Annotated in this window: 30 protein-coding genes; 25 read left to right on the top strand and 5 right to left on the bottom strand. The window is 64.9% G+C overall.

Annotation, left to right across the window (positions count from 1 at the left end; translation table 11 throughout):
* The first annotated feature begins 1 nt into the window (after nucleotide 1).
* From rplV to rplQ, 22 genes are all read left to right on the top strand, one after another.
* A complete protein-coding gene (rplV, locus tag EG854_RS00895; RefSeq protein ID WP_123285854.1) occupies nucleotides 2–382 on the top strand; it encodes a 50S ribosomal protein L22 in 381 nt (126 codons plus the stop codon).
* A complete protein-coding gene (gene rpsC / locus EG854_RS00890; protein ID WP_123285853.1) occupies nucleotides 382–1,134 on the top strand; it encodes a 30S ribosomal protein S3 in 753 nt (250 codons plus the stop codon). Before rplV ends, rpsC begins: the two co-directional genes overlap by 1 nt.
* A 3-nt stretch (nucleotides 1,135–1,137) precedes the next feature.
* Entirely contained in the window at nucleotides 1,138–1,578 is a 441-nt protein-coding gene (rplP, locus tag EG854_RS00885; RefSeq protein WP_123285852.1) for a 50S ribosomal protein L16, read from the top strand.
* On the top strand, nucleotides 1,575–1,772 hold the full coding sequence (gene rpmC / locus EG854_RS00880; protein WP_123285851.1) for a 50S ribosomal protein L29: 198 nt from the start codon (nucleotides 1,575–1,577) through the stop codon (nucleotides 1,770–1,772). Before rplP ends, rpmC begins: the two co-directional genes overlap by 4 nt.
* Before the next feature lie 10 nt (nucleotides 1,773–1,782).
* Nucleotides 1,783–2,031 carry a 30S ribosomal protein S17 gene (rpsQ, locus tag EG854_RS00875; RefSeq protein WP_123285850.1) on the top strand — a complete coding sequence of 83 codons (249 nt, stop codon included), beginning with the start codon at nucleotides 1,783–1,785 and terminating at the stop codon, nucleotides 2,029–2,031.
* Between the two features lie 19 nt (nucleotides 2,032–2,050).
* The gene (gene rplN / locus EG854_RS00870) at nucleotides 2,051–2,419 is read left to right on the top strand and encodes a 50S ribosomal protein L14 (RefSeq protein WP_123285849.1); all 369 of its coding nucleotides are present in this window, start codon (nucleotides 2,051–2,053) and stop codon (nucleotides 2,417–2,419) included.
* Nucleotides 2,420–2,421: 2 nt separating this feature from the next.
* Complete coding sequence (gene rplX, locus EG854_RS00865; protein ID WP_123285848.1) at nucleotides 2,422–2,730, top strand: 50S ribosomal protein L24; 309 nt, start codon at nucleotides 2,422–2,424, stop codon at nucleotides 2,728–2,730.
* Complete coding sequence (gene rplE, locus EG854_RS00860; RefSeq protein ID WP_123285847.1) at nucleotides 2,730–3,287, top strand: 50S ribosomal protein L5; 558 nt, start codon at nucleotides 2,730–2,732, stop codon at nucleotides 3,285–3,287. The genes rplX and rplE overlap by 1 nt, the downstream gene beginning before the upstream one ends.
* A 19-nt stretch (nucleotides 3,288–3,306) precedes the next feature.
* Nucleotides 3,307–3,612, top strand: coding sequence for a 30S ribosomal protein S14 (gene rpsN, locus EG854_RS00855; RefSeq protein WP_123285846.1), 306 nt, complete (start codon nucleotides 3,307–3,309; stop codon nucleotides 3,610–3,612).
* 13 nt (nucleotides 3,613–3,625) lie between these two features.
* Entirely contained in the window at nucleotides 3,626–4,024 is a 399-nt protein-coding gene (gene rpsH, locus EG854_RS00850; protein WP_123285845.1) for a 30S ribosomal protein S8, read from the top strand.
* A 1-nt stretch (nucleotide 4,025) separates the two neighbouring features.
* Complete coding sequence (rplF, locus tag EG854_RS00845; protein WP_123285844.1) at nucleotides 4,026–4,559, top strand: 50S ribosomal protein L6; 534 nt, start codon at nucleotides 4,026–4,028, stop codon at nucleotides 4,557–4,559.
* Between the two features lie 3 nt (nucleotides 4,560–4,562).
* Nucleotides 4,563–4,925, top strand: coding sequence for a 50S ribosomal protein L18 (gene rplR, locus EG854_RS00840; RefSeq protein WP_123285843.1), 363 nt, complete (start codon nucleotides 4,563–4,565; stop codon nucleotides 4,923–4,925).
* Nucleotides 4,926–4,936: 11 nt separating this feature from the next.
* Entirely contained in the window at nucleotides 4,937–5,545 is a 609-nt protein-coding gene (gene rpsE, locus EG854_RS00835; RefSeq protein WP_123285842.1) for a 30S ribosomal protein S5, read from the top strand.
* A 2-nt stretch (nucleotides 5,546–5,547) separates the two neighbouring features.
* The gene (rpmD, locus tag EG854_RS00830) at nucleotides 5,548–5,742 is read left to right on the top strand and encodes a 50S ribosomal protein L30 (RefSeq protein ID WP_123285841.1); all 195 of its coding nucleotides are present in this window, start codon (nucleotides 5,548–5,550) and stop codon (nucleotides 5,740–5,742) included.
* A 171-nt stretch (nucleotides 5,743–5,913) separates the two neighbouring features.
* Nucleotides 5,914–6,516, top strand: a complete 603-nt coding sequence (gene rplO / locus EG854_RS00825) for a 50S ribosomal protein L15 (protein WP_123285840.1) — start codon at nucleotides 5,914–5,916, stop codon at nucleotides 6,514–6,516.
* Nucleotides 6,517–6,620: 104 nt separating this feature from the next.
* The gene (secY, locus tag EG854_RS00820) at nucleotides 6,621–8,006 is read left to right on the top strand and encodes a preprotein translocase subunit SecY (RefSeq protein ID WP_123285839.1); all 1,386 of its coding nucleotides are present in this window, start codon (nucleotides 6,621–6,623) and stop codon (nucleotides 8,004–8,006) included.
* Between the two features lie 17 nt (nucleotides 8,007–8,023).
* Nucleotides 8,024–8,590 (top strand): adenylate kinase, encoded by a 567-nt coding sequence (locus EG854_RS00815; RefSeq protein ID WP_123285838.1) that lies wholly within the window; start codon nucleotides 8,024–8,026, stop codon nucleotides 8,588–8,590.
* A 108-nt stretch (nucleotides 8,591–8,698) separates the two neighbouring features.
* A complete protein-coding gene (locus EG854_RS00810) occupies nucleotides 8,699–9,382 on the top strand; it encodes an energy transducer TonB (RefSeq protein WP_206423358.1) in 684 nt (227 codons plus the stop codon).
* Between the two features lie 129 nt (nucleotides 9,383–9,511).
* Nucleotides 9,512–9,880, top strand: a complete 369-nt coding sequence (rpsM, locus tag EG854_RS00805) for a 30S ribosomal protein S13 (RefSeq protein ID WP_123285870.1) — start codon at nucleotides 9,512–9,514, stop codon at nucleotides 9,878–9,880.
* 16 nt (nucleotides 9,881–9,896) lie between these two features.
* Entirely contained in the window at nucleotides 9,897–10,286 is a 390-nt protein-coding gene (rpsK, locus tag EG854_RS00800; RefSeq protein ID WP_123285836.1) for a 30S ribosomal protein S11, read from the top strand.
* Between the two features lie 86 nt (nucleotides 10,287–10,372).
* Entirely contained in the window at nucleotides 10,373–11,392 is a 1,020-nt protein-coding gene (locus EG854_RS00795) for a DNA-directed RNA polymerase subunit alpha (protein ID WP_123285835.1), read from the top strand.
* Between the two features lie 107 nt (nucleotides 11,393–11,499).
* The gene (gene rplQ / locus EG854_RS00790; protein ID WP_123285834.1) at nucleotides 11,500–11,919 is read left to right on the top strand and encodes a 50S ribosomal protein L17; all 420 of its coding nucleotides are present in this window, start codon (nucleotides 11,500–11,502) and stop codon (nucleotides 11,917–11,919) included.
* A gap of 73 nt (nucleotides 11,920–11,992) precedes the next feature.
* Here the strand turns inward: rplQ and EG854_RS00785 are convergent, their stop codons facing one another.
* The 4 genes from EG854_RS00785 to EG854_RS00770 form a co-directional block, all read right to left on the bottom strand.
* The gene (locus EG854_RS00785; protein WP_164461750.1) at nucleotides 11,993–12,928 is read right to left on the bottom strand and encodes a hypothetical protein; all 936 of its coding nucleotides are present in this window, start codon (nucleotides 12,926–12,928) and stop codon (nucleotides 11,993–11,995) included.
* Nucleotides 12,929–12,951: 23 nt separating this feature from the next.
* Nucleotides 12,952–13,806 carry a hypothetical protein gene (locus EG854_RS13045; protein ID WP_164461748.1) on the bottom strand — a complete coding sequence of 285 codons (855 nt, stop codon included), beginning with the start codon at nucleotides 13,804–13,806 and terminating at the stop codon, nucleotides 12,952–12,954.
* 450 nt (nucleotides 13,807–14,256) lie between these two features.
* Nucleotides 14,257–15,138, bottom strand: a complete 882-nt coding sequence (locus EG854_RS00775) for an ABC-2 transporter permease (protein WP_206423357.1) — start codon at nucleotides 15,136–15,138, stop codon at nucleotides 14,257–14,259.
* Nucleotides 15,122–16,036, bottom strand: coding sequence for an ABC transporter ATP-binding protein (locus EG854_RS00770; RefSeq protein ID WP_123285830.1), 915 nt, complete (start codon nucleotides 16,034–16,036; stop codon nucleotides 15,122–15,124). Before EG854_RS00770 ends, EG854_RS00775 begins: the two co-directional genes overlap by 17 nt.
* Nucleotides 16,037–16,191: 155 nt before the next feature.
* Here EG854_RS00770 and EG854_RS00765 point away from each other — a divergent pair, with 155 nt between their 5' ends.
* Nucleotides 16,192–17,574 (top strand): trypsin-like peptidase domain-containing protein, encoded by a 1,383-nt coding sequence (locus tag EG854_RS00765; RefSeq protein WP_123285829.1) that lies wholly within the window; start codon nucleotides 16,192–16,194, stop codon nucleotides 17,572–17,574.
* 7 nt (nucleotides 17,575–17,581) lie between these two features.
* Here EG854_RS00765 and EG854_RS00760 read toward each other — a convergent pair whose 3' ends face one another.
* The gene (locus tag EG854_RS00760; RefSeq protein WP_123285828.1) at nucleotides 17,582–17,995 is read right to left on the bottom strand and encodes a VOC family protein; all 414 of its coding nucleotides are present in this window, start codon (nucleotides 17,993–17,995) and stop codon (nucleotides 17,582–17,584) included.
* A 44-nt stretch (nucleotides 17,996–18,039) separates the two neighbouring features.
* Here EG854_RS00760 and EG854_RS00755 point away from each other — a divergent pair, with 44 nt between their 5' ends.
* Both EG854_RS00755 and EG854_RS00750 read left to right on the top strand, forming a co-directional pair.
* Complete coding sequence (locus tag EG854_RS00755) at nucleotides 18,040–19,344, top strand: replication-associated recombination protein A (protein WP_123285827.1); 1,305 nt, start codon at nucleotides 18,040–18,042, stop codon at nucleotides 19,342–19,344.
* Nucleotides 19,345–19,417: 73 nt separating this feature from the next.
* On the top strand, nucleotides 19,418–19,861 hold the full coding sequence (locus tag EG854_RS00750; protein ID WP_164461746.1) for a hypothetical protein: 444 nt from the start codon (nucleotides 19,418–19,420) through the stop codon (nucleotides 19,859–19,861).
* Nucleotides 19,862–19,881 lie beyond the last annotated feature (20 nt).

The following is a 19,881-nucleotide window of genomic DNA, read 5'->3' as shown; positions in this document are numbered from 1 at the left end:
GATGGCCCAGACCAAAAACCCCCGTCGCGTGTCGACGACCGAGGCCCGCGCCAAGCTGGTCAACGTCCGCATCAGCCCTCAGAAGCTGAACCTGGTGGCCCAGTCGATCCGTGGCCTGCCGGTGCAGAAGGCGCTGAACGAGCTGGAGTTCAGCCGCAAGCGCATTGCGACCGACGTCCGCAAGGTCCTGTACTCGGCCGTTTCCAACGCCGAGAACAACCACAACCTGGACATCGACAACCTGATCGTTGCCGAGGCCTTCGTGGGCAAGAACCTGGTGATGAAGCGTTTCGCGAGCCGCGCTCGTGGTCGTTCGTCGCGTATCCTGAAACCGTTCAGCGAGATCACCATCGTGGTCCGTGAAGCCGGCGAGGCCGCCTGATGGGTCAGAAAATCAATCCGATCGGGCTCCGGCTCGGTGTCAACCGCACCTGGGACAGCCGCTGGTTCGCCGGCGGCCAGGAATATGCCAAGCTGCTCCACCAGGACCTGAAGCTGCGCGAGTGGCTGCGTGAGCGCCTGTCGGGTGCCGGCGTGTCGCGGATCATCATCGAGCGTCCGCACAAGAAGTGCCGCGTGACGATCTATGCCGCCCGTCCGGGTGTCGTGATCGGCAAGAAGGGCGCCGACATCGAGAAGCTGCGCAAGGACATCGCCGCCATGACGGACGGCGAGGTTCACCTGAACATCGTCGAGGTCCGCAAGCCGGAAGTCGATGCCCAGCTGATCGCCGAAAACATCGCCCAGCAACTGGAGCGCCGCGTGGCCTTCCGCCGCGCCATGAAGCGCGCCATGCAGTCGGCCATGCGTCTGGGTGCCAAGGGCGTCCGGATCAATGTCGCCGGTCGCCTCGGCGGTGCCGAAATCGCCCGGATGGAATGGTACCGTGAAGGCCGTGTGCCGCTGCACACCCTGCGCGCCGACATCGACTACGGCGTGTACGAAGCCAAGACCACCTACGGCATCATCGGTGTCAAGGTGTGGGTCTTCAAGGGTGAGGTGCTGGAGCACGACCCGATGGCCCAGGACAAGCGTTGGGCCCAGGAAGCTGCCGGTCCGTCGTCGAATGAAGGCCGCGAGCGTGGCCCCCGCGGTGATCGCGGTCCGCGCCGTGACCGGGGACGTGAGAGCTAAGTCATGCTGCAACCGAAGAAGACCAAATACCGCAAGGCCTTCAAGGGCCGCATCCATGGCTCGGCCAAGGGTGGTTTCTCGCTGAACTTCGGCTCCTACGGCCTGAAGACGATGGAGCCGGAACGCATCACCGCGCGTCAGATCGAGGCGGCCCGCCGCGCGATCACCCGCCAGATGAAGCGCCAGGGCCGCGTCTGGATCCGTATCTTCCCGGACGTGCCGGTTTCCGGCAAGCCGGCCGAAGTGCGGATGGGTAAGGGCAAGGGCGCCGTGGACCACTGGGCGGCGCGCTGCCACCCGGGCCGGATCCTGTTCGAAATCGACGGCGTGCCGGACGACATCGCCCGCGAGGCGCTGCGCCTCGGTGCCGCCAAGCTGCCGGTCCGCACCAAGGTGGTCACCCGCCTAGATGCCGGCATCGGCCAAACGGAGCAAGCGGCATGACCAAGATCGCCGACCTGCGGGCCCTGACGCCCGACCAAATGTCCGAAGAGCTGCTCAAGCTCAAGAAGGAACAGTTCAACCTGCGCTTCCAGGCGGCCACCGGCCAGCTGGAAAAGACCCACCGTGTGGGTGAAGTGCGCAAGGACATCGCCCGCCTCTCGACGCTTCTGCGCCAGAAGCAGGCAGCGGCTTAAAGGAACGAAGATGCCGAAACGAATTCTCGAAGGCGTGGTCGTCTCCGACAAGGGCGACAAGACTGTCGTCGTCAAGGTCGAGCGCACCCTGCTGCACCCGGTCCTGAAAAAGACCGTGCGCCTGTCCAAGAAGTATCACGCCCACGACGAAGCGAATGCCCTCAAGGTCGGTGACCTGGCCCGCATCGTCGAGTGCGCCCCGAAGTCCAAGCTGAAGCGTTGGGAAGTCGTCGCCGACTCCCAGGCTTCGGCTTCGTAATAGAGAAGGATCGGATCCCATGATCCAGATGCAAACTAACCTGGAGGTGGCCGACAATTCGGGCGCTCGCCGGGTCATGTGCATCAAGGTGCTGGGCGGCGCGAAGCGTCGCTACGCCTCGGTTGGTGACACCATCGTCGCCTCGGTCAAGGAAGCGATTCCGCGCGGCCGGGTGAAGAAGGGTGACGTCGTGCGCGCCATCGTCGTCCGGACGGCCAAGGACATCCAGCGCAAGGATGGCTCGGTCATCCGCTTTGACAAGTCGGCCGCCGTGATCGTCAACAAGCAGAACGAGCCGGTCGGCACCCGTATCTTCGGCCCGGTTCCGCGCGAGCTGCGCGCCAAGAACCACATGAAGATCATCTCGCTGGCTCCGGAGGTCCTGTAACCATGGCCGCCAAGATCAAATCGGGCGACACCGTCGTCGTCCTGGCAGGCAAGGACAAGGGACGCACCGGCAAGGTGCTGAAGGTTCTGCCGACCGAAAATCGCGTCGTCGTGCAAGGCATCAACATGGTTCAGCGCCACACGCGCCCGACCCAGGCTGATCCGCAGGGCGGCATCAAGAACAAGGAAGCCTCGCTTCACCTGTCGAACGTCGCGATCGCTGACGCCAACGGCAAGGCGACCCGCGTGGGCTTCAAGGTGGAGAACGACCAGAAGGTCCGCTTCGCCAAGACGACGGGAGACGTCATCTGATGGCCGAATCCAAATACACACCGCGCCTCAAGGGCGATTATAACGAGCGCATCAAGGGCGTGCTGACCGAGAAGTTCGGCTACACCAACCCGATGCAGATGCCCCGCCTGGACAAGATCGTCCTGAACATGGGCATCGGTGAAGCTGTGGCCGACTCCAAGAAGGCGAACGCCGCCCTCAAGGACCTGACCGCGATCGCCGGCCAGAAGGCCGTGCCGACCAAGGCCCGCAACTCCATCGCCGGCTTCAAGCTGCGCGAAGGCATGGTCATCGGCGGCAAGGTGACGTTGCGCGGCGACCAGATGTACGAGTTCCTGGACCGGCTGATCACGATCGCGCTGCCGCGCGTGAAGGACTTCCGGGGCCTGAAGGGCACCTCGTTCGACGGTCGCGGCAACTATGCGATGGGCCTCAAGGAGCACATCGTGTTCCCGGAGATCAACTACGACCAGATCGACCAGATGTGGGGCATGGACATTATCGTCTGCACCACGGCCAAAACGGATGAAGAGGCCAAGGCTCTCCTCACCGAATTCAAATTCCCGTTCGTGAACTGAGCGGGAAAGGAAAAGCACAATGGCTAAGAAAAGCGCCGTAAACCGGAACGAGCACGTCAAGCAGCTTGTTGCGAAGTATGCCGCGAAGCGGGCCGCCCTCAAGGCGACCGCCAACGATGAATCGCTGCCGCTGGAGGAACGCTTCGAAGCGCGCCTCAAGCTGGCCGCGCTGCCGCGCAACTCCGCGCCCAGCCGCATCCGCAACCGCTGCGAGGTGACGGGCCGTCCGCGCGCCTATTACCGCAAGCTCAAGATGAGCCGTATCGCGCTGCGTGAACTGGGCAACAAGGGTCAGATCCCCGGCCTGACCAAGTCGAGCTGGTAAGGGGAAAAACGCCATGATGATCAACGATCCCCTGAGCGACATGATCGCTCGCATCAAGAACGCGGCGACCCGCAAGCGTTCCAAGGTGCTCACCCCGGCCTCGCGTCTGCGTCAGCGCGTCCTCGACGTGCTGAAGGACGAAGGCTACATCCGCGGCTATTCGCTGGTTCAGAACCCCGGCGAGTTCCCGCAGTTCGAGATTGAGCTGAAGTATTTCGACGGCCAGCCGGTCATCGCCGAGATCAGCCGCGTGTCCAAGCCGGGCCGCCGCGTCTACTCCGCGATTACCGACCTGAAGCCGATCAAGAACGGCCTCGGCATCTCGATCCTTTCGACTTCCAAGGGCGTCATGTCTGACACGGCTGCCCGCGACGCCAACGTCGGCGGCGAAGTCCTCTGCAGGGTCTACTAAGATGTCCCGTATCGGTAAAAGAACCATCGCCATCCCGAAGGGTGTGACCGTCAACATCGACGGCCAGACCATCGTGGTGAAGGGCCCCAAGGGCGAGCGCTCGTGGACCGTGGCCGAAGAGATCGAGGTCACTCAGGGTGACGACGGTCTGAATCTGGCCCCGCGTGCGGACACCCAGCGTGCCCGCGCCATGTGGGGTCTGTCGCGGACCCTGGTCGACAATATGGTCGTCGGTGTCACCGATGGCTTTGAACGCACCCTGGAACTGGTCGGCGTCGGCTATCGCGCCGCGCTCAAGGGCCAGTCGCTGTCGCTGCAACTCGGCTTTTCGCACGAGATCGACATCGCTCCGCCGGCCGGCATCACCTTTGCCGTGCCCAAGCAGACCGAAGTGAAGATCTCGGGCAATGACAAGCAGGCCGTCGGTCAGATCGCCGCCGTCATCCGCAAGCTGCGTCCGCCGGAGCCCTACAAGGGCAAGGGTGTGCGCTACGCGGGCGAGACCGTCCGGCGCAAGGAAGGCAAGAAGAAGTAAGTCATGGCCACTACGCTCAAACAGAATGCCAAGCGTCGCGCCGAGCGCACCCGTCGTCGCCTCAAGGCGGTCGCCAACGGTCGCATGCGCCTGTCGGTCCATCGGTCGGACAAGAACATCTCGGCCCAGATCATCGACGACGCCAACGGCGTCACCCTGGTTGCTGCCTCTTCGCTGGAAGGCGAAAAGGGCAAGAAGCAGAAGGGCTCCGACACCGCCGCTGCGGCGCGTATCGGCAAGCTGATCGCCGACCGCGCCAAGGAAAAGGGCGTCACCGACGTCGTTTTCGACCGGGGCGGCTACATCTATCACGGTCGGGTGAAGGCGCTGGCGGATGCCGCGCGTGAAGCCGGCCTGAACTTCTAAGGAACCGCAGCATGGCGCATCAACCCCAACGCGGCGGCGGCGGCAACGATCGCAATCGTCGTGACAACCGCAACGCTCCCCAGGCCGAGGGTCCGGATTCGGACATCATCGAAAAGCTGGTTCACATCAACCGCGTCGCGGCCACTGTGAAGGGCGGCCGCCGGTTCTCGTTCGCGGCCCTGATGGTCGTCGGCGACGGCAAGGGCCGTGTCGGCTTCGGTCACGGCAAGGCGCGCGAAGTGCCGGAAGCCATCCGCAAGGCGACGGAAGAAGCCAAGAAGACGATGATCCGCGTTCCGCTTCGCGAGAACCGCACCCTGCATCACGACGGCAACGGCCGTTGGGGCGCCGGCAAGATCATGGTCCGCTCGGCCCCTCCGGGCACCGGCGTGATCGCGGGCGGTCCGATGCGGGCCGTTCTGGAAACCCTGGGCGTGCAGGACGTGGTCGGCAAGTCGACCGGTTCGTCCAACCCGTACAACATGATCCGTGCCACCTTTGAAGCGCTGAAGGTTCAGTCCTCGCCGCGCCAGATCGCGTCCAAGCGCGGCAAGAAGGTTGCGGATCTGATGGGACGTCGCAATGACGGTGCTTCGGCGCCGGAAGCCGTCGAGAGCTGATCATGGCCAAGAAAGACACCTCCACCGTCACCGTCCGCCAGACCGGCAGCCCGATCCGTCGCAAGTCGGACCAGCGCGCCACCCTGATGGGTCTGGGCCTGAACCGCATGGGTCGTGAATCGACCCTTGAGGACACCCCGGCCGTCCGTGGCATGATCGCCAAGGTCGCCCACATGGTCGAAGTGGTCGAAAAGTAAGCGAATTCGCTACGCGAAGTGGCGAGTGGTGAGTGGCGTGTGACGAGTAGGCAGGGGGTCGGTTCATCCGATTTTGCTTGACTCGGCACTCATCACTCGCCACTCGCCACTTTCTTTTTTCAACGCCGAGTCTGGCCTCGCCAGGCGCTAGCACCCGAAAGGATCAGGCACATGAAACTGAACGAAATCCGTGACAACGAAGGCGCTCACAAAAAGCGCATGCGCGTCGGCCGGGGCCCCGGTTCCGGCAAGGGCAAGACCTCGGGCCGCGGCGTCAAGGGTCAGAAGTCGCGGACGGGCGTCAGCCTGCTGGGCTTTGAAGGCGGCCAGATGCCGCTGTACATGCGCATGCCCAAGCGCGGCTTCAACAACCCCGGCGCGCTGAAGCTGGCCGAGGTGAACTTGTGGCGTCTGCAGGACGCGGTGGACGCCAAGAAGCTGGACATCAAGAACGAAATCAACGGCGACGCCCTGGTGGCCGCCGGTGTGCTGCGCCGCACCAAGGACGGCGTGCGCGTGCTGGGCACCGGTGAGCTGAAGGCCAAGCTTAACCTGGTCGTGTGGTCGGCTTCGGCCGGCGCGGTCAAGGCCATTGAGGCCGCTGGCGGAACCGTCGTGCAGGAGCGGATCGCCGCTGAAGCCAAGGCCGCCGCGCGGATCGAAAAGCGCAATGCCGCCAAGGGCAAGGCTCCCCCCGCCAAGGCGCCGCGTGGCGACGCCAACAAGGTCTCGGCCCGCTCCCGCCGCCAGGCTGCGGACAAGGCTGAAAAATAAACCCGCCGGGGCGGTCTCGCTAAGAGGCCGCCCTTCGCCTATCTGGGAATGGGCACCCGGTCGCTTGCGGCCGGTCTTGGACTGAAACGTCGGGGTAAACCGCTATGGCTTCGGCCGCCGAACAACTTGCTGCCAATATGAACATCGGCTCGTTCGCGAAAGCGACCGAGCTGCACAAGCGCTTGCTCTTCACGCTGGGTGCGCTGCTGGTCTACCGGATCGGGACGTTCGTGCCGATCCCCGGAATCAATTCCGAGGCCTTCCTGCAGTTCTTCCAGAACCCGGACGGCCAGCGCGGCATCCTGGACATGTTCAACATGTTCTCCGGCGGCGCGGTCGAGCGCATGGCCGTGTTCGCCCTGAACGTCATGCCCTACATCTCGGCGTCGATCATCGTGCAGCTGATGGGCGCGGTTTATCCGCCCTGGGAGAAGCTGAAGAAGGAAGGTGGCGAGGCCGGTCGCAAGCAGCTGAACCAGTACACCCGCTATCTGACCGTGCTGCTGGCGCTGATGCAGTCGCTGGGCATCGCCGTGGGCCTGAACGGCCAGCCGAATCTGGTCGATGCACCGGGTATCTTCTTTATCGTCTCGACCGTCGTGACCCTGACGGGCGGCACCATGTTCCTGATGTGGCTGGGTGAGCAGGTGACGGCGCGCGGCGTCGGTAACGGCATCTCGCTGATCATCTTTGCCGGTATTGTCGCGGTCCTGCCGTCCAGTGTCGCGCGGCTGCTGGGTCTGGCCCAGCAGGGCCAGATGTCGGCCTTCCTGCTGCTGTTCCTCGGCGCGCTTGCGATCGCCACCGTGGTCTTCATCGTCTTCATGGAGCGGGCCCAGCGTCGGCTGCTGATCCAGTATCCCAAGCGTCAGGAAGGCAACCGCATGGCTGGGGGGGAGCGCAGCTTCCTGCCGCTGAAGGTCAATGCCGCCGGCGTCATTCCGCCGATCTTCGCCTCGTCCCTGCTACTGCTGCCGGCGACCGTGGCCCAGATGACGGCCAATGCGGACCTGCCGTCGTGGATGGGGTGGCTGCCGTTCGTCACCGCCCAGATGTCGCACGGGCAGCCCCTGTTCATGGCGCTGTATGCGTTCCTGATCATCTTCTTCTGCTTCTTCTACACCTCGATCACCTTCAATCCCGAGGACACGGCCGAGAACCTGCGCAAGTACGGCGGCTTCCTGCCGGGCATCCGTCCGGGCAAGCGCACGGCCGAGTACCTGGACTATGTGCTGACCCGCCTGACGGTGATCGGCGCGGCCTACATCACCGCCGTCTGCCTGCTGCCGGAATTCATGGCCAGCTCGATGGGTGGCCTGCTTTTCGGCGGCACCTCGATCCTGATCGTGGTCTCCGTGACCATGGATACGGTGGCGCAGATCCAGTCGCACCTGCTGGCGCACCAGTATGAGGGGCTGATCAAGAAGGCCAAGCTGCGCGGACGTGGCGGCGGCGGCCGGGGTGGCATGCCGGCACCTGCACGCCGCTAGGCCAGAGGGGGAACGCCATGAACCTGATCCTGTTCGGGCCGCCTGCGGCCGGCAAGGGCACCCAGGCCAAGCGGCTGGTCGAGACGCGGGGCATGGTCCAGCTGTCGACCGGTGACATGCTGCGCGCCGCCATCGCCTCTGGCTCCGACCTCGGCCAGACGGTCAAGGGCATCATGGAACGTGGCGAACTGGTCACCGACGAGATCGTCGTGGCCCTGATCGAGGCGCGGCTGGATGAGGCCGAGGCTGCCGGGGGCGCCATCTTCGACGGCTTTCCCCGCACGGTGGCCCAGGCCCAGGCCTTGGATGCCATGCTGGCCCGCCGCGGCTCGACCATCGACCGGGTGGTCCGCCTGAAGGTGGATGACGAGGCGCTCAAGGCCCGCATCGCCCAGCGCTATGCCGAACAGGGGCGCCCGGACGACAACCCTGAAAGCTTCCGCGTCCGGCTGGAAGCCTACAACCGGCAAACCGCGCCGCTGCTTCCCTACTATGAGGGCCAGGGCAAGCTGGTCGAGATCGACGGCATGGCTTCGATCGACGCCGTCGCCGGGGCCATCGACACCGTTCTGGCCGACGCCTGAGCGCGACAGGAGACCGAACCCGGTTTCGGGCGTTAAGCTGGGCCGATGGGCCTGTCTTTTTCCTCTCTGTCTCCCCGACAACGCCGGGCGTCCCGCTGGAGCGGTGGCATGGTCGTGGCTCTGGCCGTTCACGGCCTGGTGCTGCTGGCCGTCAGCCGCTCGACTCCCGCTCTGCCCGAGGCGCCGCTGAGGACGATCGACGTCTTCCTCTATTCCCCCGAGCCGCCCCCGCCGCCCCCGCCGCCACCGGCTGAGCCGGCCGTCGAGACCGGGGGAGGGGCGCCGGCCAGTCCCTCGGTCGTAAACCTGCCGCCCGAGCCCCCGCCCGAGGTCGAACGCGAGCTGGTCGCCCCACCCGAGCCTGCGCCTGAGCCGACACCCCGGGTTGGTATTGCGCCGCTGCCGACGCCCACGCCGGGTCAGGGGCTGGGCGGTCAGGGGACCGGCACGGGGACCGGTACGGGTCAAGGCGCCGGCCCGGGCGCAGGCACGCGGACCGGCCCGCGAAACCTGCGCGAGCCGCGTCCCGACGCCCTGCGGCCCTATCATCCGCGCGAGGCCTTGCGCCGGGGCGTGTCGGGGACCGCCGTCGTCAGCTGCCGGATCCGGCAGGATACGGTGCTGGATCAGTGCCGGGTCCTGAGCGAGACGCCGCCCGGCCAAGGCTTTGGCGCCGCCGGCATCGCAGCTGCGGTTGCCGAATACAGGTTCCGCCCGGGCATGGTCGACGGCCGCCCTGACTTTGACCTGCGGGCTGTGATAACCATTCGCTTCGGGCGCAATGCACCCTGAAGCGCCCCACAGCCGTTGACGGCGCGTGAATCCCCTGTATAAGGCGCGCTTCCGCGAAGGACGCGACACGCTCCTGGTCTGTTGACCGGAGCGGTTTCTGCGTCTGGAAACGCGTTATTGGAGATATTCGTGGCCCGTATCGCTGGCGTCAACATTCCGACCAACAAGCGCGTTGTCATCGCGCTTCAGTACATCCATGGCATCGGCCCCGCCGCCGCCCGTGAAATCACCGAGAAGGTGGGCATTGAGGCCGCGCGCCGGGTCAATGACCTGACCGACGCCGAAGTCCTGCAGATCCGCGAGACGATCGACGCCGACCACACGGTCGAGGGCGACCTCCGCCGCGAAACCTCGATGAACATCAAGCGTCTGATGGACCTGGCCTGCTATCGCGGCCTGCGTCACCGCAAGGGCCTGCCGGTCCGCGGTCAGCGCACCCACACCAATGCCCGCACCCGCAAGGGTCCGGCCAAGCCGATCGCCGGCAAGAAGAAGTAAGAGAAAGAGCTGATCGATGGCCAAGGACACGGGTCGCGTCAAACGCCGCGAGCGCAAGAACATCACTTCGGGCGTGGCGCATGTGAACGCCAGCTTCAACAACACCATGATCACCATCACCGACGCCCAGGGAAATGCGATTTCCTGGTCTTCGGCCGGTCACATGGGGTTCAAGGGCTCGCGCAAGTCGACCCCTTATGCGGCGCAGATGGCCGCCGAGGACGCGGCCAAGAAGGCCAGCGAGCACGGCGTCAAGACGCTGGAAGTGAACGTCTCGGGCCCCGGTTCCGGTCGTGAGTCGGCCCTGCGCGCCCTGCAGGCCGCCGGCATGACCATCACCACCATCCGTGACGTCACGCCGATGCCGCACAACGGTTGCCGTCCGCCCAAGCGCCGCCGCGTCTAAGGCCCGCTGAAGCATTCTTTTCCCGTTGGTCGGGCTGTTCGCAATCGCGGACTTTCCAGATCGACGAAACCCGTTCGAGGGACCCTATGATCGAAAGAAACTGGCAAGAGCTGATCCGTCCCGAGAAACCGCAGATCGAGACCGGTACCGACCCGCTGCGTAAGGCGCGCCTGGTGGCCGAACCTCTCGAGCGCGGTTTCGGTGTGACGCTCGGCAATGCCCTGCGCCGCGTGTTGCTGTCGTCGCTGCAAGGCGCCGCGGTGACCGCGATCCAGATTGATGGTGTGGTTCACGAATTCTCGTCGCTGGAAGGCGTGCGCGAGGACGTGGTCGACATCGTGCTGAACATCAAACAACTGGCCCTGCGCATGCACTCGGAAGGCCCGAAGCGCATGATGCTGAAGGCGACCGGCCCCGGCCCGGTGACCGCCGGCCAGATCGAGCTACCGCACGACATCGAAGTGTTGAACCCCGACCACGTGCTGTGCACGCTGGACGACGGCGCCTCGGTGCGCATGGAACTGACCGTCCAGAACGGCAAGGGCTATGTCGCCTCGGAAGCCAACCGTCCGGAAGACGCGCCGATCGGCCTGATCGCCGTCGACGCCCTGTATTCGCCGGTCAAGCGCGTCGCCTATCGCGTTGAGCCGACCCGTCAGGGCCAGTCGCTGGACTATGACAAGCTTGTTCTGGAAGTGGAGACCAATGGTGCGGTCTCGCCGGTGGACGCCGTGGCTTTCGCCTCGCGCATCCTTCAAGATCAGCTGCAAATCTTCATCACCTTCGACGAGCCCAAGGCCGTGGTCGAGCAGTCGGACGGCAAGCCTGAACTGCCGTTCAACCCGGCCCTGCTGAAGAAGGTCGACGAACTGGAACTGTCGGTCCGCTCGGCCAACTGCCTGAAGAACGACAACATCGTCTACATCGGTGACCTGATCCAGAAGACCGAGGGCGAAATGCTTCGCACCCCGAACTTCGGCCGCAAGTCGCTGAACGAGATCAAGGAAGTGCTGGCGACCATGGGCCTCAGCCTGGGCATGGATGTGCCCAACTGGCCGCCGGAAAACATCGAAGACCTGGCCAAGAAGTTCGACGACCAGATCTGAGTTCAACCCCTCCGCCCCAGGCCAGACGGCTGACGGAGCGGTTAGAAGGAAAAGGCCCAGGCCCGCCAAGAGCATGCGGGAACCGGGACTGAGTAGGAGAGACCCCGATGCGCCACGGCGCCGCCTATCGCAAGCTTGGTCGCACGACCAGTCACCGCCAGGCCATGTTTGCCAACATGGCGGCCTCGCTGATCAAGCACGAGCAGATCACCACGACCCTGCCCAAGGCCAAGGAGCTTCGCCCCTTCGTCGAGAAGCTGGTGACCCTGGCCAAGAAGGGCGACCTGCACGCCCGTCGTCAGGCCATCAGCCAGGTGCGTGACGTGCCGCAGGTCGGCAAGCTGTTCGAGACCATCGGACCGCGCTACGCCGACCGTAACGGTGGCTATATCCGCATCATGAAGGCCGGCTTCCGCCACGGCGACAACGCCGCCATGGCCGTCATCGAGTTCGTTGATCGCGACACCGCCGCCAAGGGTCTCGACTCCGGCCCGGTGTTCAGCAACGACGACGACGCCGAAGACTAATCCCGGCTCACGTCGGACAGATTTGAAGGGCGGTGGAGCGATCCACCGCCCTTTTCTGTTCGGGGGCGACGACCTACTCCGATGGCGCGTCCGCGAGGGCTTCAGCCTCCGCCTCGGCACGCCTCCGTTCGCGGAACATCAGGGCGGCGACAGCCCCCGACTGGGCGTTCGCGCTACGCTGGTTCAGCTCGGCGTCGTAAAGCGAACCCAGGTAAGCCTCATCCCAGTCGGTCAGGCCAAAGGCGATGGTGGGGTTTTCGAACACATTCAGAATGGTCGGAAAGCCCGACAGAACGGCATCCGGGTCGACCTGGGCAAAGGCGACCATGGCGACGTAATCAGCCAGTTGCTGGAAGGTGACGCCTTCCGCCTGGTCGATATCGATGATCACATAGGCGCGCCTGAGGTCGTTCTGGATGACTGTGGTCAGTCGGCTGGCCATTGTGCCGGTTTGCGGCGGGGCATAGCCGGGAATGCGTACGGCTATGCCGCCGGCCTCACTGTTGACTGGCAGGCTGACATGCCACCAGCGCACCGGTGCGTCGGACTCAATGAAGCGCCGCAGTTGAAGGCGCGAACGGGACGAGCCGGAATAGGGAGGCCGAAAGGCGTTGGGGCTGCGCTCGACCAAGGCGGCGGTCAGGGCCGACGCATCGTCCGTGGCGATGATCAGCACATTGGGACTACAGCCCGGCTCACCGATGGGAAGGCCAAGGTCGAGCGCCACCTCGGACACCCGGTCGACCATGGCCTGAGCGGCCTCGCGCTGCAGATTGACCACACCCACGCAGATACCCGAGCGCGCGCTCCACCGGGCCGGGCCGCGCCCGTGCGGCGGCGCGACCACGGTATCGGCAAAGGTCTCGACCTGCTCGCGAAGGGGGGTGCCGAGGACGACAATGTCCTCGACCGTGGTCTCCTCGGGGGGCCGGGTTTCCTGAGCTGCGACAGTGGCCGGCATCAGCCCGACCAGAACCGCAAGCGCAATCCCGAGGGTAAAGGTTTTCATGTCCGACGTCGCCTCTTGGCTGATCACTCGGCGTCAGCATCTTCCAGTTCGACCTCATCGTCACCCGCGACACGCTGACGGTCCCGGAACATCAGGGCTGCGACCGCCCCGGACTGGGCGTTCGGGTTGCGCTGGTTCATTTCGGCGCCGTAAAGGGAACCGAGATAGGCTTCATCCCAATCCGTCATTCCGAACGCGATGGTCGGGTTGTCGAAGACATTGAGAATAGTCGGAAAGCCCGAGACATCGGCGTCGGGGTCGATCTGGGCAAAAGCCACCATGGCCACATAATCAGCTAGCTGACTAAAACTCAGCCCTTCGGCCTGATCGATGTCGATGATCACATAGGCCCGCAGCAACTTGCTGGTGATGGGCGAAGTCAAGCGGCTCCCCCAACTTGGTATCCACGGTGCGTCCCCACCAGGGAGTCTGACGGCTGGCTGGCCTGTCTCTCTTATAATCGGCATACTGACGTGCCACCATCGTACGGGGCTGTCGCTGGACTGGAATGCCCTCAGTGCCGATGGCCGTCGTGCAGCCCCGGAATAGCGAGGACGGAAAGCGTTGGGGCTCTGCTGAACAAGGGCCGTCGCTAGCGCGGGCGCGTCGTCGGTGGCGATTACAAGAATATTGGGGCTGCAGCCCGGCTCACCCACGGTCAGGCCCAGGTCGAGCGCAACTTCCGAGACGAGGTCTGCCATGGCCTGAGCGGCGTCAGGGCGAAGATTCACCACACCGACACAGATTCCGGATCTCTCATCCCAGCGGGCCGGCCCCCACCCCGTTGCGGGCGCTGTGACATCGTCAACGAAGGTTTCTACCTGCTCGCGGAGGGGCATGCCCAGCACCACGATGTCCTCGACCGTGGTCTCGGGCATAGTTGCCGACGAGTCTTGAGCCCATGCGACAGTTGGTGCCAAGGCGGAAACGAGAAGACATGCCCCTCGTAATACGCCGAACTTCATTGCGAGCAGTGTCATTTATGGGATCGGGTAGCCGGCATTATTCTTTGCATTCTGAAATTTCAGCCGGTTCTTCACCGCAGACCCTACTTCTGACATGTGACTATCTGACAGTAGAACGAGCATTCCGAATACGTCCCGCCTGTTGAAATACAGCCAGCGACGCATTCGATGAAGCATTCATCGTCAGCAGAATTGCAGACTTGCGCCATGGCCACCGGCGTCGGAGCGGCCAAGGCCAAGGCGATCGGGAACGCAAAAGCAACAAGACGTTTCATAGTGGTTCCCCCCATCGGTGAACTCTTTCACCGATGATCACGCTAAGATTGCGTCAACTGCTCGTCAAATAACAGAGTTGTGTGGTGCCTATTCCTTCGACAGATCCTGGCGGTTGAACCAGGCGATGGCACCCGCGGCGGGCAGCAGGGTCCACAGGGCGACGCTGATCCATGCCTTGGGAAGGACACCGTCCGGCACGCCAGCGGCGGCATCACCCCCCCGCACCAGATCCTTGATCGAGTCGAGGGCCCCACCGGGATCGACCAGGACCGACAGCCAGCTGTCGGGCATGAAGCCCATGGGTGGCAGCACCTGCATAGGCAGGAAGAACTGGGCGATGGCCAGCACCAGCGGCACGAACAGGGCGACCAGCAGCGAGCGGGTCATGACGGCGGCCAGCAGGCCGATCATCGTGAACTGCAGGATTCGCAGCAAAGACAGTCCCGCCAGCAGGAAGAACTGGCCCACATCCCCGGCATCCATGGTGAAGGTCAGACCCCGGTCGAACACGGCGGCCTGGATCAGGTCGCTGAGGGTGCCCGAGATCAGCATGACCAGCATGGCGACCAGCGACAGGCCGGTCACCACGGCCAGCTTGCCCAGCAGCAGGTTGGGCCGGGTGTTGCGCGCGCTGATCAGGCGCCAGGTCTCCCAGCGATAGTCACCGGCATAGACAGTGGCTGCCCCGATCAGAATGAACAGCAGCACCAGTGCATTCGACAGATTGCCGGCGTTGGCGATCATGGCCTGACCCATGTCCAGCGGCTGCATCGACAGCATCTGGGTCAGCTCGGGCGGGGCATCGGGGTCGGCAGCCAGCTTGGTGGCATTGGCGTCAATCACCAGACTGCTGATGGCGCCCACGATGAGCAGCAGGATGGGCGCGAAGAACACGCTCCAGAACCAGGTCGTACGGCTTTTGGAGAGGCGGAAGGCTTCCGCGCGGATGGCGTCAGCCCACATGGTCATGCTCCGGCGTCTGGATGGAACCCGTCTCGGTAAAGAAGACGCTCTCGAGGTCGGTGCCGACCCAGCGCGCCTCGTCGATGTCGATGCCCTGTTCGACGAGGGCGCGGATCAGGGCCGGGCCCTCGGCGCGGGGCACATTGGCGAGGATGGCGGTGCCGTCCACCGTGCCGCGTTCGCCCAAGATCGTGCTCGCCTTGTCCAGCGGCGTCAGCGACAGGCGCAGGCGCTCGCCCGTGGTGGTCAGTTCCGACACCGTGCCCTCGCGGACCAGCTTGCCCTTGTTGAGGATGGCCACGCGGTCGCAGACGCGCTGGACCTCCAGCAACTGGTGGCTGGCCAGCACGACGGTCAGGCCGTCGTCATGCGCGAGGCTGCGGATCAGGGCCCGCATCTCCTGAATGCCGGGCGGATCCATGCCGCTGGTCGGCTCATCCAGAATGATCAGCTCGGGCTCGGTGATCAGGGCGGCGGCGACGCCGAGGCGCTGCAGCATGCCGACGGAGAAGCCCCGGACCCGGCGGTCTGCAGCCTCGGTCAGGCCGACCCGCTCCAGCCAGCGATCGGTGCGCGTGGTGTCGGACGTCAGCCCGTGGGCCAGCGACAGCCAGGTCAGCACCTGACGGGCGCTCATATAGGGGGGGTAGCGCGGGGTCTCGATCATAGAGCCCATACGCCGCATGGCCTTCGGGTCGCGGATGGCCCCGCCCATGACAGACGCGTCGCCCTCGGTGGGCGCGATCAGGCCCAGCAGGATGCGAAACAGGGTGGATTTGCCGGCCCCGTTGGGCCCAAGCACGCCATAGACGCCGCCCTTGGGGATGGTCAGGCTGAGACCGTCCAGGGCTTTGACCGTGCCATAGGTCTTGGTGAGATTGCGGGTTTCGATGACTGCGCTCATGGCGGGGAGGGTGACCGGGCAGGCGCCACACCGCAAGCTGGAAACCGCCGGTTGCAGATTAAGGATTCTCCATGGTTCGGAGCTCGCCTTGATGCCGTCCCATTGCGGCGGTGCAATATTGGCCCAAGCCGTCTGTCGATTTCAGTGGATTGCCGATGAAATTCCCGCCTCTTGCCATCTCTGTTCTGGCGCTTGCCCTGACCGCATGTGGCGCGCCTGACGACACAAAGGCCCAGGACAGTGTGTTCGAGCCTGCGGCCGAGCGGGCGGTCCCGCGCGATGCGGCTGAGGTCAAGGCCAGCTTTGCCCCCGTGGTGCGCAGCACAGCCCCCGCCGTCGTCAATATCTCGGCCCGCGGGGTGCAGACCTATCGCGACCCCTATTGGGGCCAGTTCCGCCAGCAGCCGACCGGCTCGGTCGGCTCGGGCGTGATCGTGCGGGCCGACGGGATTGTGGTCACCAACACCCACGTCATCCAGGGCATGGACGAGATCATCGTCGGCCTGAACGACCGTCGCCAGTTCACCGCCAAGGTGCTGCTGGCCGATGAGCGGTCGGACATCGCCGTGCTGCAGCTGGAGGGCGTCGAGGAGCCGCTGCCGGTGCTGCGCATCGATGCGGGCGAAGACCAGCAGATCGGCGATCTGGTGCTGGCGATCGGCAATCCGTTTGGCGTCGGCCAGACGGTGACCAACGGCATTATCTCCGCCCTGAACCGGACCGAGACCGGCATTTCGGACTCCGGCTCCTTCATCCAGACCGACGCGGCCATCAATCCGGGCAATTCCGGCGGGGCGCTGGTCGATATGGATGGCGACCTGATCGGCATCAATACGGCGATCTTCTCGCGCTCGGGCTCGTCCTCGGGCGTGGGCTTTGCCGTGCCCGCCACCATGGTTCAGCGCGTGGTCGATGCCGCGCTGGAGGGTGAGACCACGGTCGTCAGGCCCTGGCTGGGCGTGAAGGGCGAACCCTTGACGGCGGAAGAGGCCACGCGCATGGGTCTGGACCGTCCGCGCGGGCTCAAGGTCACCGATCTGTTCGCCAATGGCCCGGCCGCTCGGGCCGGCATCCGGCAGGGCGATGTGATCCTCGCCGTCGGCAACAATGAGATCAACGATCAGGGCGGGCTGAACTTCCGTGTCGGCACCCGGGCGCCGGGCGACACCGTGGCTGTGACCCTGATCCGCGACGGCCGCGAGCAACAGGTGAACGCCCGTGTCCAGCCCCTGCCGGGCGAGATCAACCTAGAGGCCGCCGTGGTGATCCGCGAGGGTGCCATGGCCGGAGCCCAGGTGCTGGCCCTGAACCCGGCGATCGCTGACCGGCTGCTGGGTGATCCCTTCGCCGAAGGGGTGATCGTTGGTGGGCTTGCCCAGAACTCCATAGCCGCGCGTCAGGGCTTCCGGCGCGGGGACATTATCGTGTCGGTCAATGGACAGGCCGTGGATACGGCCCAGGACCTGGCGCAACTGCGTCGGGGCGCGCAGGTCGTCATTCAGCGCGGCGGCCAGAGCCTGAACGGCACCATGCGCTGACGGTGGATCAGGCCTTGATCGGAGCGCCGATCGACCAGATGTGACCGAACGGGTCGGTCAGCTGGCCATAGCGGTCGCCCCAGAACTGGTCGGCCAGCGGCATCAGCGGGATGCCGCCCGCGACGAGGGCGCGCTTCCACCACTCGTCGGCGTCATCGACCTGCAGGTGAAGTGTGACACCCGCGGGTTTGATATCCGGCGTCTGGCCGTATTCCGGGAATTCGTCCGACAGGAAGATCAGGCTGCCGTTGATCTTCAGCCGGCTGTGCATCAGCCGCTCGCCGTCATCCGCCAGATTGCGGAACAGCTCCTCGGCGCCAAAGGCCGCGCGATAGAACTCCACCGCCGCCTGTCCACCCCGCGACGGGATGGTCAGATAGGGGATCAGTCCGACGGGGGTCGGCGGGGCAGTGTCGGCCATAAGTTGTCCTTTGTCGGCAGGGCGTCCGGCCCCTACATACGCGCATGAGCGATCTTTTCGAAGCCTCGGGTATCCATCCGCCTGACGCGCCGCTGGCCGACCGGCTGCGGCCAACCACCCTGGATCAGGTGGTGGGGCAGGATCACCTGCTGGGCGAGGGCGGCCCAATCCGGCGGATGGTCGAGGGCGGACGACTGGGCTCGATGATCCTTTGGGGTCCACCGGGCACCGGCAAGACCACTATCGCCCGGCTGCTGGCCCGGGCGGCGGGCTATGAGTATCAGCAGATCTCGGCCGTCTTCTCGGGTGTGGCCGATCTGAAGAAGGCGTTTGAGGCGGCCCGCATGCGCCGCGCCGCCGGCCAGTCGACCCTGCTGTTCGTCGATGAAATCCATCGCTTCAACCGCGCCCAGCAGGACGGCTTCCTGCCGTTTGTGGAGGAGGGGATCGTGACCCTGGTCGGCGCCACGACCGAGAACCCGTCGTTCGAACTGAACGGGGCGCTGCTGTCCCGATCGCAGGTGTTCGTGCTGAAACGGCTGGACGATGAGGCGCTTGATCAACTGTTGACTCGTGCTGAGGCGCAGGAGGGAAAGACCCTCCCTCTGACCCCGGAGGCGCGCCACGCCCTGCTGGCGCTGGCGGACGGCGACGGTCGATATCTGCTGACCATGTCCGAGGTCCTGTTCGGTCTGTCGGGCGAGGCCCCGCTGGACGTGCAGGGGCTGGCCGGCACCCTGCAGAAGCGCGCCCCCGCTTATGACAAAAGTAGAGAAGAACACTATAACCTCATATCAGCATTGCATAAATCTGTCCGAGGATCGGACCCGGACGCGGCCCTCTACTGGCTGGCACGCATGCTGAACGGGGGCGAGGACCCGCTGTATCTGGCGCGCCGCATCGTGCGGATGGCGGTCGAGGACATCGGCGAGGCCGACCCTCTGTCGCTGCTGGTCGCCAATGCGGCCAAGGACACCTATGACTTTCTGGGCAGTCCCGAGGGCGAACTGGCCCTGGCCCAGGCGGTCGTGCACCTGTCGACTGCGCCGAAATCGGTCGGCGTCTATGAGGCCTATAAGGCCGCCGCCAGGGCCGCGCGTGAGACCGGCTCGCTGATGCCCCCCGCCCACATCCGCAATGCGCCAACCAAACTCATGAAGTCGCTCGGCTACGGCAAGGGGTATCAGTACGACCCGGACACCCCCGAAGGCTTCTCGGGCGCCAACTACTTCCCCGACGAGATGGAGCGCCGCGTCTTCTATGCGCCAAAGGGCGAGGGCCATGAGGCCAAGGTCAAGGAACGTCTTGACCGCTGGGCAGCCCTGCGCGCGCATATGAAGGCCGAATAGGCCCCACGAGAAGCGTTGCCGTTTTCGAAATTCGGCGTAACCTCCCTTGCGTCAACCTTGGGAGGGGAAAGACATGACTTCGATGACGGTAAGAACGCCTTGGCACCTGTGGGCGGTGGGGGTGGTGTCGCTGCTGTGGAATGGTTTCGGCGCCTATGACTTCATCATGACGTCGACGCAGGGTGAGACCTACATGCGCAGCATGAAGTTCTCGCAGGAGATGATCGACTATTACATGGCCATGCCGGACTGGATGTGGGTGCCGTGGATTCTGGGCGTCTGGGGCGCAGTGATCGGCTCGATCTTTCTGCTGCTGCGTATGCGCTGGGCCGTCTGGGCCTTCGCCCTGTCGCTGGTCGGCGCCGTCGTCAGCCTGATCTACGGCAAGTTCATCAACCCGCCGCCTCTGACGCCCGAAATGGCCGCCATGAGCTGGATGCCCTGGGTGATCGTGCTGATCGCCGCCTTCCTGGCTTGGTACGCCTGGACGATGGCTCGCAAGGGTGTCCTGCGCTGATCTGATGGCTGACGGGCGGG

It is taken from the genome of Brevundimonas halotolerans (assembly GCF_003730275.1).
In the GTDB taxonomy this organism is placed as follows: domain Bacteria; phylum Pseudomonadota; class Alphaproteobacteria; order Caulobacterales; family Caulobacteraceae; genus Brevundimonas; species Brevundimonas halotolerans.
Note: the sequence above shows the minus strand (reverse complement) of the source record. Positions and strands in the feature narration are given on the sequence as shown.